10 protein-coding genes are annotated in these 11,778 nt (G+C 38.2%); 1 reads left to right on the top strand and 9 read right to left on the bottom strand.

The genetic code is table 11. From position 1 onward, the window contains the following. Positions 1 to 144: 144 nt before the first annotated feature. Positions 145 to 1,005 (bottom strand): LysR family transcriptional regulator, encoded by an 861-nt coding sequence (locus CWR48_RS13125; RefSeq protein WP_115773673.1) that lies wholly within the window; start codon positions 1,003 to 1,005, stop codon positions 145 to 147. Positions 1,006 to 1,118: 113 nt separating this feature from the next. On the opposite strand from CWR48_RS13125, the gene CWR48_RS13120 reads away from it, so the two are divergent. Continuing rightward, complete coding sequence (locus CWR48_RS13120) at positions 1,119 to 1,895, top strand: class I SAM-dependent methyltransferase (RefSeq protein ID WP_115773672.1); 777 nt, start codon at positions 1,119 to 1,121, stop codon at positions 1,893 to 1,895. A gap of 389 nt (positions 1,896 to 2,284) precedes the next feature. Here CWR48_RS13120 and pyrE read toward each other — a convergent pair whose 3' ends face one another. Genes pyrE through CWR48_RS13080 form a run of 8 tightly spaced genes read right to left on the bottom strand, consistent with a single transcriptional unit; the run spans position 2,285 to position 11,708 of the window. Beyond that, positions 2,285 to 2,902, bottom strand: a complete 618-nt coding sequence (pyrE, locus tag CWR48_RS13115) for an orotate phosphoribosyltransferase (protein ID WP_115773671.1) — start codon at positions 2,900 to 2,902, stop codon at positions 2,285 to 2,287. Further along, positions 2,889 to 3,599 carry an orotidine-5'-phosphate decarboxylase gene (pyrF, locus tag CWR48_RS13110; protein ID WP_115773708.1) on the bottom strand — a complete coding sequence of 237 codons (711 nt, stop codon included), beginning with the start codon at positions 3,597 to 3,599 and terminating at the stop codon, positions 2,889 to 2,891. Before pyrF ends, pyrE begins: the two co-directional genes overlap by 14 nt. Next, positions 3,599 to 4,513 carry a dihydroorotate dehydrogenase gene (locus CWR48_RS13105; protein WP_115773670.1) on the bottom strand — a complete coding sequence of 305 codons (915 nt, stop codon included), beginning with the start codon at positions 4,511 to 4,513 and terminating at the stop codon, positions 3,599 to 3,601. The genes pyrF and CWR48_RS13105 overlap by 1 nt, the downstream gene beginning before the upstream one ends. Further along, positions 4,510 to 5,265, bottom strand: a complete 756-nt coding sequence (locus CWR48_RS13100; RefSeq protein WP_115773669.1) for a dihydroorotate dehydrogenase electron transfer subunit — start codon at positions 5,263 to 5,265, stop codon at positions 4,510 to 4,512. The genes CWR48_RS13105 and CWR48_RS13100 overlap by 4 nt, the downstream gene beginning before the upstream one ends. Continuing rightward, the gene (carB, locus tag CWR48_RS13095) at positions 5,262 to 8,462 is read right to left on the bottom strand and encodes a carbamoyl-phosphate synthase large subunit (protein WP_115773668.1); all 3,201 of its coding nucleotides are present in this window, start codon (positions 8,460 to 8,462) and stop codon (positions 5,262 to 5,264) included. The genes CWR48_RS13100 and carB overlap by 4 nt, the downstream gene beginning before the upstream one ends. Then, entirely contained in the window at positions 8,455 to 9,549 is a 1,095-nt protein-coding gene (locus CWR48_RS13090) for a carbamoyl phosphate synthase small subunit (protein ID WP_115773667.1), read from the bottom strand. The genes carB and CWR48_RS13090 overlap by 8 nt, the downstream gene beginning before the upstream one ends. Next, positions 9,542 to 10,828, bottom strand: coding sequence for a dihydroorotase (locus tag CWR48_RS13085; protein WP_115773666.1), 1,287 nt, complete (start codon positions 10,826 to 10,828; stop codon positions 9,542 to 9,544). The genes CWR48_RS13090 and CWR48_RS13085 overlap by 8 nt, the downstream gene beginning before the upstream one ends. Further along, complete coding sequence (locus CWR48_RS13080; RefSeq protein ID WP_115773665.1) at positions 10,755 to 11,708, bottom strand: aspartate carbamoyltransferase catalytic subunit; 954 nt, start codon at positions 11,706 to 11,708, stop codon at positions 10,755 to 10,757. The genes CWR48_RS13085 and CWR48_RS13080 overlap by 74 nt, the downstream gene beginning before the upstream one ends. Positions 11,709 to 11,778 lie beyond the last annotated feature (70 nt).

Genomic DNA, 11,778 nt, shown 5'->3' with positions numbered 1-11,778 from the left:
CATCAGCCGCCCGCGGAAAGCGAAGGTGTATGGGGGCTGCGGACCTCGGCAAAGAAATTCTGAATTAAAGTAATCTGCACTTTATCTAAACTTTTAATTTTGATTTTAAAAGCTGGTAAAACAAAACACGCTTATAAAAACATCCTAGAGAAAGTTTATACTGGTTAGAAGTGAAATAAACTGATCTACCTGTGGTAATTTACGAACCCCTTCTTGATAGCATACCCACGTATCCCTTGTTACAGGTTTTCCATTTAGTTTCAGCGGAACATTTGGATATTCATTTTTCATTGAATCAGAGACACTCTCCGGGAGTACCGCCATCCCAATCCCCTGCTTCATAAATTGTTTACACGTTTCAATCTGGTCTACAGTCATTGTTTTCTGTGGCTTTATTTGCTCCTGATGATAGAAGAGCCAGTTATCTACTAGCTCATGCATGCTATCATCACTTTTAAATGATATTAAAGGACGTTCCTTCAAATCATCTTTCGGAAAAGGTTCCGTATCAAAGATGTATAATGGATCATCAAATAAACGAATCGACACACTTTCCTTCAATTTTTCACCACGAATGATACAGACATGATAATTTTTATGGTCACGGCGAATATCTTCACTAATTCCCGTTACAAGATCAATCGCAACCTTAGGAAATTTAGTTGTATATTCTCCTAAAATAGCTGGAAGAAATCGCTGGCTAATTAATGATGAGCAGGCAATTGACAATGTTCCTTGGATTTCTTTGCTTGACTCTGCAAGTTGATTTATTAACTCATTTTCCCTTTCCACCACACCTTTTGCATGCTTTAAAATAATTTCACCACTTGGTGTTGGTACTAGGCCTTTTGGTGTTCTGATAAATAATATTTCTCCAAAATACTCCTCGATATATTTCAAACGCTGGGTTACTGCTGGTTGAGAAATTAAAATAATCTTTGCAGTACCACGAATCGTACCAATTTCATTTAATTTCAATAGTAATTCATAATCCTCAATTTTCATTTGCTTCACCAACCTTATAAGTAATTGTTATTAATATTGATTATATAATAGTATTTTACTTATAACACGTTAAAACATAATATAAAAGCAAGAAGGAATGGAGGCGTGGGGAAATGAATGAGAAGCAATATGTTAAACAGTTTTTCTCTAAAAACAAGCAAGCGTATGTTACAAGTAGTACACATGCGAATGGTAGTGATTTATCAGTATTGGTTGACTGGCTTCAGCCTAATAAAGATATGATTGCACTCGATATAGCCACTGGTGGTGGTCATGTAGCTAGAAAGCTTGCACCGAATGTGAATAGGCTTTTTGCAACTGATATTACAAAAGAAATGTTAGAATATACTTCTACACATTTGCAGCTTTATTCAAACATTAACTATATCATTGCAGACGCTGAGTCACTGCCATTTCTAGATAACACATTTGATATTATTACATGCAGAATTGCCGCACATCATTTTCCAAATCCTGATAGATTCATTCAAGAAGTGCAACGTGTCTTAAAGTCGAATGGCAGATTTTTATTAATTGATAATGTCGGATTGGAGGAACCTTCTATCGATATATTCATTAATTCATTGGAGAAGATGCGAGATTACAGCCATTCCAGGTCATTGAAAATTACGGAATGGGAAAAGCTTTTTAGCAGCAATCACTTAATCGTTTTAAAACAAGAGAGAAGAAAAAAGACTTTACCATATAATGAATGGGTTCACCGAGCATTAGATAATAAGTCTAAAATAGAAGAAGTAAAACAATATATATTGGCTGCTAACACGAAGATAAAAGATTACTTTCAAATTAAGGCCGAGCACGAAGAAATTAAAGAATTTACAATCGATGAATGGATGGTATTATGCCAGAAATTATCTGTCCAGTCATAAACTTAGGCGATATTGCTTTTTAAAATAATTTACAATAAATAGTAGTTTAAATAAACTGCGAACTAGTGATAATTTTAATTTCAGATCTAGACAGTAGTTGCTGTTCACTCGTGAGTTGACATTGTTTCACTCCAATCAATGTCAACTCAGTGGTATGTTACTCTTTTATATGTTATTTTTATAACCCAAATGGGAGAAATACACGGAGACTTCTGCAGGAAGAAGAACCTAGGTGAGACTACGAAGCGCGATAGCGTGAGTAGGCTCACCTGCTCCCGCGAAAAGCGTAGTGTATTTCTGGAGCGACTAGCCTGAGAGCCTTAAGCATTAAACTAGTCTGCAGTTTATATAGACTTTGCACTTTTAATAGAGATAATCAAACTTCATTCTTATTTCAACTTGTCACGCCATTCGATTAACTCCTCTTTTTCATTTTGAGTTAACTTCTGGTCCACTACTAACGCCTCAACTAATTGATCAAAACCAGTAATTGTCGCAAACGGAAGCTTCGCCACGGCAAACTGATGCTTAGCCTTTTCTAATCCATATGTAAATATCGCAAAAACGCTGATCACTTCTACATCCTCTTGTTGTAATGCTTTGGCAGCTTCAATAGCGGAACCACCTGTGGAAATTAAGTCTTCGATGACTAGAACCTTTTGCCCTCTTATTACTTGTCCCTCAATTTGATTTCCTTTGCCATGCCCTTTTGGCTTTGAACGAACATATACCATCGGCAGTTGTAAGCGATCTGCTAACCATGCAGCATGGGGGATTCCAGCGGTGGCACAACCTGCAATTACATCTGGTTTTTGATCAAGCCTATCAATCATCGCAATAAATGCATCTGTAATTTTTTTCCGAATTACTGGATATGTCATCGTTAACCGATTATCACAATATATTGGTGATTTTATCCCTGATGTCCATGTGAAATATTCGTCCACATTAAGTTGTACTGCTTTAATTTCTAATAAATCTATTGCCAATTCTTCATTTAACGCCATGTCCCCACTCCTCTAATGCTTTCCAATACGCTTGATATGGATTATCAGATTTTGTGATGCTTCTGCCAATCACAAGTATATCTGCATCATTTTCTCTTGCAAATTTCGGTGTTGCAACTCGTTTTTGATCATCAAAACCAGTTTCTGCTAATCTTATTCCAGGTGTCACGGTTAAAAAGTCATAACCACATTTTTCTTTAATCAAACTCGCTTCGTGAACGGAACAGACAACACCGTCTGCACCGCTCTGTTTTGCAGTATATGCTAAATGTACGGCATTATCTTTAAGCCCACCAGGAATTAATAGTTGATTATTCATTATTTCCTTATCATGCGAAGTCAAGATAGTAACGGCAATTAATTTGGTTTTGTGTGTAGAAGAACCACTTAGCAATCCTTCTTTTGCATGTTTTATCATTTCACCGCCACCAAGTGCGTGGACATTAACAATATCCACTTCAAGTGCCGCAAGATTTTTCATTGCTCTCTTCACCGTTGTCGGAATATCATGCAATTTCAAGTCTAGAAAAATCGGATGATTATTGGCTTTTAACTTTTCAATGATAGATGGACCCTCACGAAAGAATAGTTCCATTCCTACTTTAACAGGCACACCATGAAGCTGATTGTTTTCAAGAAATCGTTCCGTAACTCCCCATGTTGGAAAATCTAGAGCCAGATAAATTGCGTTATCCATCATACAAATACCGCCTTTCCGATTGCTTCTTGAACAGAAGCAAAACCAAAACGATTCAACACATCTGGCAAATCAGCAATAATTTCCCTACAAACTAATGGATTACCGAAATTAGCAGTTCCTACTGCAACGGCGCTTGCACCAGCTAATAAAAATTCCAGCACATCTTCTGCATTACAAATGCCACCCATACCAATAATCGGTAAATCTACACGCTGTTTCACTTCATAAATCATCCGAATGGCAATCGGTTTTATAGCTGGACCTGATAAACCACCTGTTTTATTCGCGATGAGTGGACGTTTGGATGGAAGGTGGATTTGCATACCAGTTAATGTATTAATCATAGATAGACCATCAGCACCTGCTGATTCCACTGCTTTTGCCATTGCGACAATATCCGTAACATTAGGAGAAAGTTTTACATATACTGGTAGTTTACTTACCCTCTTTACTCTTTCTGTTACTTTTGCAGCCATTACTGGATTTGTTCCGAACTGAATACCACCTTCCTTTACATTTGGGCAGGAAATGTTTAATTCGAGTGCATGGACATGATCCGTTTTATTAAATGCTGCTGCCACCATTTCGTATTCTTCAATCGTACTTCCAGCAATATTGGCAATGATAGGAGTATTATATGCAGCTAAGAACTGCACCTCATGTTCGATAATTTTATCGACACCAGGATTTTGTAGGCCGATGGCATTAAGCATACCCGAAGCAGTTTCAGCTACCCGTGGCGTTGGATTTCCAAGTCTAGCAGTTCCAGTCGCTGCCTTCATTATCACTGCCCCAAGTTCACTTAAATCATAATAGTTACTGTATTCACGTCCAAATCCGAAACATCCAGAAGCAGGCATGATAGGATTATTCAAATTTAGACCTGGCATTGCTACCGCTAATTCGCTCATATTGTTACCTCCTCCGCTCTAAATACTGGTCCATCACTGCATATTTTCTTATATCCACTTTCATTATTTGCAGGGATCATACAGGCGAGACAGGCACCAACCCCACATCCCATTCGCTCCTCTAAGGAAATATAGCCATCTTTCCCCTTTAATTTGCCTGTAATCGCTTGGATCATCGGGAGCGGACCACAAGTGTAATAACAATCAAACTCTTCTACTTGATCCAATAAATCTGTTACAAAACCCTTATTGCCATAAGAACCGTCATCGGTGACAATATACGTTTCTGCAATTTGATTAAACTTTTCTTCATAGATTACATATTCCGCTGTTTGAAAACCAAGTATTGCGATAACATTAACATTTTGCTTTGCTAGCTGTTTACCAAGGCAATACATCGGGGGTACACCAATTCCTCCACCTATCAAAAGAACCGTTACCTTCTCATCTTGCCAAAGTGGAAAACCATTTCCACTTGGGCCAAGCGCATCGATCTGCTGCCCCACACTGTATTCTGCTAAACGTTTCGTACCTGCTCCAATTACTTTAAAAAGAATCGTGACAATATGATTTTCTTTATCGATATCAGCTATGGAAATCGGTCTCCCTAACGTATGACCTTCCATTAAAATATGAAGAAATTGGCCTGGTACGACTGTTTCACTAACATGGATATTCTTTAACTTCATTTCAATCGTGTCTTTGGCAATCTGTTCCGTTGCAATAATCGTTAGCTTTTCCTTTTTAATCATGAGCGAGAATCCTCTTTATTTGTCATTGGTTTTGCGCTAAATGTTGTCGTATCAATTACATTTAGTATTGCATTTGCAGTATCTAAACTCGTTATACAGGCTATTCCATGTTCTACTGCTTGCCGGCGTATGATAAATCCGTCTGAACGTGGCTGCTTACCCGAATTTAATGTATTTACTACAAATTGAACTTGACCTTTTTCAATGATGGAAAGGACATTTGGTTTTTCTGCGCCTACCTTCTTTACAGCTGTAATCGGAATCCCTGCTTGTTTTACAAACGCAGCTGTACCCTCTGTTGCAAATAATTCGAATCCGTTCTCATAGAAACGTTCTGCTATTTCGAGCATTTCTGCTTTATCCTTATCCGCCACCGTTAATAATACGCCACCTTCTTGAGGAACCTTAATTCCTGCAGCAAGCAAGCCTTTAAATAACGCTTTTTCTAAATTTCTATCATAACCGATCGCCTCACCTGTCGATTTCATTTCTGGTCCAAGAATCGTATCCACGCTACGTAATTTTTCAAAAGAGAAGACGGGAATCTTAACCGCGACATTGGCAATATCTGGTAGAATTCCAGATCTAAGCCCAAGATCTGCTAACTTCATACCTAGAATTGCTTTTGTTGCTAGATCAGCCATGGGCACGCCTGTAATTTTACTTAGAAATGGGATTGTTCTACTTGCTCGTGGATTAACTTCAAGAACATATACATTCTCATCGCAAATAATGAATTGAATGTTAATCAGACCTTTCACCTGCAGCTTGCGTGCAATTTTAATTGCTGCATCAATACATTTTTGTTTGACGCCATCACTCATTCTTTGTGGTGGATATACTGCCATCGAATCTCCCGAATGCACACCAGCGCGCTCAATGTGTTCCATTATTCCTGGTAATATCACAGTGTCGCCATCGCTTATTGCATCAACTTCCGCTTCCATACCTGTAATATATTTATCGATTAGTATTGGGTGCTCTGGACTCGCATCCATTGTTTTATTTAAATATAATTGTAAATCCGCATCATCATAAACAATTTCCATTCTACTTCCACCAATAACATAAGATGGTCTAACAAGTACCGGATAACCAACCCAATTTGCTACATCGATGTCTTGATCAAGATTACGAACAGCCTTTCCTTTTGGGCGTAAGATTGATAATTCATCGAGTAGGTCTTCAAATTTATCACGATCCTCGGCACGATCAATCGATTCTAAGCTCGTTCCAAGAATTTTAACTCCTCTACGTTCAAGACCTGCTGCTAAATTAATTGCAGTTTGCCCACCGAACTGAACAATCACACCTTCTGGATTTTCTAAAGCAATGACATGCATGACATCTTCTAGGGTCAATGGTTCAAAATAGAGCTTATCAGAAATACTAAAGTCGGTTGAAACGGTTTCTGGATTATTGTTCATAATAATCGATTCATATCCCATCTCCTTGATAGCGAGTACGGAATGCACGGTTGCGTAATCAAATTCGATTCCTTGACCGATCCGGATTGGGCCTGAGCCGAGAACGAGAATTTTCTTGCGGTCCGTTGCAATCGATTCATTCTCTTCTTCATACGAACTATAAAAGTATGGGGTCTCAGATTCAAATTCTGCCGCACATGTATCTACCATTTTATAGACCGGAGTTATGTTTCCCTTCTGTCGCTGTTCATACACGGAATCAACAGATACATTCCATAGTCTAGCAATCTGCGCATCTGAAATCCCAAAGCGCTTAGCTTTCATTAATACTTCCATGGAATAACGATTATTTACTAGTTCTGTTTCAAACATAATTAATTTTTGTATTTTCACGAGGAAGAAACGGTCAATTTTTGTATAGTCAAAAATCGTATCAACAGATAACCCTCTGCGAAATGCCTCTGCGATAATAAAAATGCGTTCATCATCGGCAGTCTTCATCCGATTTTCCAATTCAATTGTTGTAACTTTTTCTAATGATTTCAGCCATAACTCCTGTGATCCATGATCAAGTGAGCGTATTCCCTTTAATAGCGACTCTTCGAAGCTTCTTCCGATCGCCATGATCTCCCCAGTTGCTTTCATTTGAGTTCCTAGCTTTCTATCACCGTCTATAAATTTATCGAATGGGAAGCGCGGAAATTTTGTAACAATATAGTCGAGTGTTGGTTCAAACATTGCGTACGTATTGCCTGTTATTGGATTAATAATTTCATCCAAAGTGTAGCCGACTGCTATTTTTGCTGCGACTTTTGCAATCGGATATCCTGTTGCTTTTGATGCAAGTGCAGAGGATCTGCTCACTCTTGGATTCACTTCGATAATATAATAGTTGAAACTGTTAGGGTCGAGTGCTAGTTGAACATTACAACCACCTTCAATCTCCAATGCCCGAATAATTTTCAGGGAAGCATTACGCAATAATTGATGCTCACGATCACTTAATGTTTGTGACGGTGCAACAACCATTGAATCTCCAGTATGTATACCGACAGGATCAATATTTTCCATATTACATACAACAATGGCTTGATCCTTTTTATCGCGAATTACTTCATATTCAATTTCCTTAAATCCTGCGATATTTCGTTCAATTAGACACTGATTTACAGGTGATAATGCCAAACCATTCCGAGTTATCTCCGTTAATTCTCTTTTGTTGTAACACATTCCACCACCAGTCCCCCCTAGTGTATATGCTGGACGTACAATTAATGGAAAACCAATTTCATTTGAAAAATCAATTGCCTCCTCTACAGAATATACAATGGTGCTATCTGGCACAGGTTCATTGATTTCTTGCATTAAATCTCTGAATTTTTCCCTATCTTCTGCTTTTTGAATTGCTTCTAGCGATGTTCCTAATAATACAACACCAAACTTAGATAATACGCCATTATTTTCTAGTTCAATCGCTAAATTTAAACCTGTTTGTCCTCCTAATGTTGCTAAAAGAGCATCTGGCCGCTCTTTGCGAATGATTTTTGTTAAAAATTCAACCGTTAATGGCTCCATATATACTTTATCTGCTACTGTATGATCAGTCATGATTGTTGCTGGATTGGAATTCGCTAAAATGACAGTATAGCCTTCATTCTTTAATGTTTGACATGCCTGTGTACCTGAATAATCAAATTCAGCTGCTTGGCCGATTACAATTGGACCCGATCCGATTACAAGGATTTTTTGGATTGCGGTATTTTTAGGCATATGTTCCCTCCTCATTTTCCTTTGATTTAATCATTTGTAAGAATTGGTCGAATAAATAGTTTGAATCTTCAGGGCCAGGTGCTGCTTCAGGATGATATTGTACGGAAAATGCAAGATGCTTCTTATGTGCAATCCCCTCTACCGTTCTATCATTTAGCGCCACTTGTGTAAGCTCTAACTCCGTATTCTCAAGGGATGCTTTACTTACTGCATAACTATGATTTTGTGACGTTAGGTAGGTTTTATTTTTTTGAATATCTTTAACAGGATGGTTTGCACCTCTATGTCCAAATTTCATTTTCTCTGTATCTGCACCATTTGCAAGTGCTAATAATTGATGTCCAAGACATATCCCAAAGATAGGAATCTTTCCATTTAGTTGTTTAATCATTTCTATTGCTTCCGGTACATCTTTCGGATTTCCTGGTCCATTTGTAAGCAACATGCCATCAGGTTTTAAACGTAAAATACTTTCAGCACTATAGTTATAAGGAACAACCGTAACGTGACAGTCACGTTTGGTTAATTCACGAAGAATGCCATGTTTTGCACCAAAGTCAACCATTACAATTCGCATGCCTCTTCCAGGTACTACATAAGGTTTAACGGTAGACGTCATTTTAACTTGGTCTGTTGGCAACTCCTTTTCTTTTAACTCTCTAACAATTTTTTCAGCAGATTGACTAGTATCTGCAATCATAGCTCTCATTGATCCATGGTTCCGAATAATCTTTGTTAGTTTCCTAGTATCTATACCATAAATACCAGGAATATCATGCGCTTTTAGAAAATGACTCAAGCTTTCATCATTTCTAAAATTCGATGGATGTTCACTCACTTCTTTTACAACAAATCCATGGATAAATGGTGTTACTGTTTCAAAATCATCACGATTTATTCCGTAATTACCAACTAGCGGGTAAGTCATCGTTAATATTTGTCCATAATATGATGGGTCTGTAATGACTTCTTGATAACCAGTCATACCTGTATTAAATACAATTTCTCCTGTCGATAAACGATCACTACCAAATCCTTTACCAATGAAAACTGTTCCGTCCTCAAGTACCAATTGTCGTTTACTCATGTACATCCTCCTTATAGACTACTTTTCCTTCTGCGATCGTTAAGACAGGAATTCCTGTAACTTCCCATTGATGGAATGGTGTGTTTTTTCCTTTTGAATAAAAACTCGCTTTATCGATTACCATTTCTTTTTCTAGATTTACCACCGTTAAATCGGCGATTCCCCTTTCCGTTAATCGACCATATGGTAGGTTAAACACTGTTGCCGGTTTAATTGCTAACCAGTCCACAAGTTGGTGCAATGTAATCTTTTCTTGTTTCACTAGGTATGTATAGAGTAGTGGAAAGGCCGTTTCCAAGCCGACAATTCCAAATGGTGCATGCAGAAATCCCTTTGCCTTCTCATCTTCAGCATGTGGTGCATGATCGGTTGCAATGAAATCTATTGTTCCATCCAGCAGTCCTGCAAGTAGTGCTTGTTGATCCTCGACTGCTCGTAAGGGTGGATTCATTTTATAATTTGCATCATCTTCCATTATTGAATCTTCATTCATCAATAAATGATGTGGCGTAACCTCAGCAGTAACTTTAATTCCTGCCCGCTTTGCATCACGAATAACACGAACAGATTCCTTTGTACTTACATGGCAAACATGATAATGACAGCCTGTTGCTTCTGCTAGTAGCACATCCCTAGCAATTTGTACCGATTCACTTAATGAAGGAATACCTGGTAATTTTAATCGGCTACTAACCTTGCCATCATGTACGACCCCATCGTAGACGATTGAATTATCCTCGCAATGCGCTACAATTGAAGCACCACATGCTGCCGCTTCTTTCATCGCCTCAAGCATAAAATCTGCTGTTTGAATTCCTACCCCATCATCAGTAAAGGCGAATACCCCCATTTCAGTAAGTTTTTTAATATCTGTTCTTTCCTTTCCTTTTAATCCCTTTGTAATTGCTGCATATGGTAGAACCCGAACGACTGCATCTTCGTTTATTTTTGCTAACAATGCGCGGGTGGTAGCTGCATTATCTGGTACTGGATTTGTATTCGGCATCGCACATACCGTTGTATATCCACCTCTTGCAGCGGCCTTTGTACCACTCTTGATTGTTTCTTTATGCTCACCACCTGGTTCACGTAAATGGATATGCACATCGATGAAACCTGGTAGAATTAAATTTCCATTGAGATCAATGATCTCATCCGCTTGTACTAAAGATAAATCGCGGTCTATCTTTTCAATTTTATTATTGTTAATTAATACTTCGCAGGCCTCCATTCCACTGGTTTCTAAAAGTCGTTTCCCGTTTTTCAATCGTATTTTCATTGATAATCCCCCATTCCTGTAATACATGCTTAATAATCGCCATGCGGATATAGACACCATTTTCCATCTGTTTAAAAATTCTGGAACGACTGCATTCTACCAGGTCTGAATCAATCTCAATGCCTCGGTTAATTGGTGCTGGGTGCATAATAATTGCAGCCTGTTTCATTTTCTTTTCTCGTTTTTTCGTTAGTCCATATTGCTGTAAATAATTATTTGTTTCTGATTTTTCTTCATGTCTTTCGTGCTGAATTCTTAAAAGCATGACAACATCAGCGAGTTCCACAGCCTGATCCATCGTAATATATGGAAATTCTATTTTCTCATCGATGAATTCCGGTGCAGCACACAAGTATACTTTTACCCCTAGCTTCTTAAGTGCAATGGCATTAGAACGAGCTACACGGCTATGTTTGATGTCGCCAACGATGACAACATTTATCCCTCTGAATCTACCATATTCCTGATAAATCGTAAGCAAATCTAACATCGTTTGAGTTGGGTGTTCTTCCTTACCAGCGCCCGCATTAATTACTGGAATTGCAAGTTTCTGTTCCAGTTCCTCGTACCAACTATCCGATGCATCTCGAATAACTAAGAAGTTTGCCCCAATTGCTTCAAAAGTCTTCGCCGTATCATATAATGACTCCCCTTTTAATACGCTCGAGCTCTCCATATGAAAATCCAATACCTCTAGCCCTAGCTTTCTCTCTGCAACAATGAAACTCATTTTTGTCCTTGTACTAGGCTCGAAGAATAGATTGCCAGCAAATAATTGCTTCGGTATGCTACTTTCCCTTTTTCTGTATTGTTCTGCATTATCTAATATCGAATGTATCTCTCCTATGGTTAGCTGATTTATCGAAATAAAATGTCGCATTCGTTGTTCCCCCCTCAATTAATTGTATTTATTTATAGAACAAAAGCTTAAAGCTAGTCGCTGAGTGCTG

The organism is Oceanobacillus arenosus (genome assembly GCF_003369575.1).
Taxonomy (GTDB): Bacteria; Bacillota; Bacilli; order Bacillales; family Amphibacillaceae; genus Oceanobacillus; species Oceanobacillus arenosus.
The sequence above is the reverse complement of the archived record's forward strand: the minus strand, read 5'-3'. Positions and strand labels throughout refer to the sequence as shown.

Coding starts and splice junctions, on each gene's coding strand:
- CWR48_RS13125 (WP_115773673.1), bottom strand. CDS start 1,005: ATGAAAATTGAGGATTATGAATTACTATTGAAATTAAATGAAATTGGT.
- CWR48_RS13120 (WP_115773672.1), top strand. CDS start 1,119: ATGAATGAGAAGCAATATGTTAAACAGTTTTTCTCTAAAAACAAGCAA.
- pyrE (WP_115773671.1), bottom strand. CDS start 2,902: ATGGCGTTAAATGAAGAATTGGCAATAGATTTATTAGAAATTAAAGCA.
- pyrF (WP_115773708.1), bottom strand. CDS start 3,599: ATGGATAACGCAATTTATCTGGCTCTAGATTTTCCAACATGGGGAGTT.
- CWR48_RS13105 (WP_115773670.1), bottom strand. CDS start 4,513: ATGAGCGAATTAGCGGTAGCAATGCCAGGTCTAAATTTGAATAATCCT.
- CWR48_RS13100 (WP_115773669.1), bottom strand. CDS start 5,265: ATGATTAAAAAGGAAAAGCTAACGATTATTGCAACGGAACAGATTGCC.
- carB (WP_115773668.1), bottom strand. CDS start 8,462: ATGCCTAAAAATACCGCAATCCAAAAAATCCTTGTAATCGGATCGGGT.
- CWR48_RS13090 (WP_115773667.1), bottom strand. CDS start 9,549: ATGAGTAAACGACAATTGGTACTTGAGGACGGAACAGTTTTCATTGGT.
- CWR48_RS13085 (WP_115773666.1), bottom strand. CDS start 10,828: ATGAAAATACGATTGAAAAACGGGAAACGACTTTTAGAAACCAGTGGA.
- CWR48_RS13080 (WP_115773665.1), bottom strand. CDS start 11,708: ATGCGACATTTTATTTCGATAAATCAGCTAACCATAGGAGAGATACAT.